The 1,150-nt window shown below is 49.0% G+C and carries 1 protein-coding gene; it reads right to left on the bottom strand.

Going from position 1 to position 1,150, the window contains the following annotated elements; genetic code table 11:
- On the bottom strand, positions 1-1,030 hold a 1,030-nt coding region (locus R8O11_RS25015), incomplete at its 3' end, for a cache domain-containing protein (protein ID WP_318194582.1).
- Positions 1,031-1,150 lie beyond the last annotated feature (120 nt).

Here is a 1,150-nt window from a genome sequence, read left to right as displayed (position 1 = left end):
TTTCAACGAACTGGTTGAAGTTTTCAGCCAGCTCACCAACTTCGTCACGGTTTTCTACTTTGATGCGTTGAGTCAAGTCGCCGCTACCGTTAGCGATTTGCGAAAGCGCATTCGAAACGTTGTAGAGTGGGCGGAACAAGATGTTACATAGCAGGTTAAACAGCGCCACACAGATGATAACCACGATAGCCGTCGCGATAATTTGATCCCAAACGGCATCGTAAAGTGGTGCAACCAACGAGTTGTGATCCAACACCGTTACCGTCGTGAGCTTGGTGCCCTCAATTGGACGCGCATAAATCACATAATCGGTGCCGCTGATCGACACGCGACGTTCAGTGCCTGAGCGTGCAGCGTTGGTGATGTCGTTGTTGTTTAAGCCCAGTTTGCTAACTGGTTGGTTTAGGAGCTTGCTGTCGTTATGGGTGAAAATATTGCCCTGATCGTTGGCAATAAACATGTAGCCTTCACCCGGTAGGATCACTTGGTTGAGGCTGTTTAAAATATCTCCAATTTCGACATCTGCACCCAGTACAGTTGTTTGGCCGTGCAGTTGTAACGCCTTACCGAGCGACACTACATTCGCACCAGTTGCAGCAGCAACGGTCGGGTTATCCATAAAGACTTTCGATGGATTGGCAATGGCGTTGGTGTACCAGCCCCACTTGCGAGGGTCATTATTGCCTGGCGGTAAAATCACCCCATTGGCGTTGTCTTGTGAGCCGTCTGGGTAAGCGAGGAAGACGTTATCGAACGCGCCGGAATCTCGTACCTGCTTCAAGTGCGTCACGATGGCTCGTTTTTCTGACTCAGCAGAAAGGGAGGTGAGTGCTCGCTCTTTAGAGAGTAGCCAATCACTTACGTACTGGTTGTATGACGCGCTGGTGCTTTCCAGACGCTGGGCAACTTCCGCATCCAACCGTTGTAACGAATCTCGAAAAGACAAGCCTTCGACTAACACGCCCCCAAGGATGATGGCAGCACTGGCCGAGATAGCCAGTTTATTCTTCAGTGATAAATTTTTGAACATAGCAGCGATTAATAGATTTTTTGTACCCAAGCGGCGTTAAGTGTCGGGCTTAATGCCCATTGACCTAAAATCGCGGGGTAGTTTGTTATTGGTTATTTTCATTCGTATATGATCCGGCGT

Source organism: Vibrio sp. 1288 (assembly GCF_033344475.1).
The sequence above is the reverse complement of the archived record's forward strand: the minus strand, read 5'-3'. Positions and strand labels throughout refer to the sequence as shown.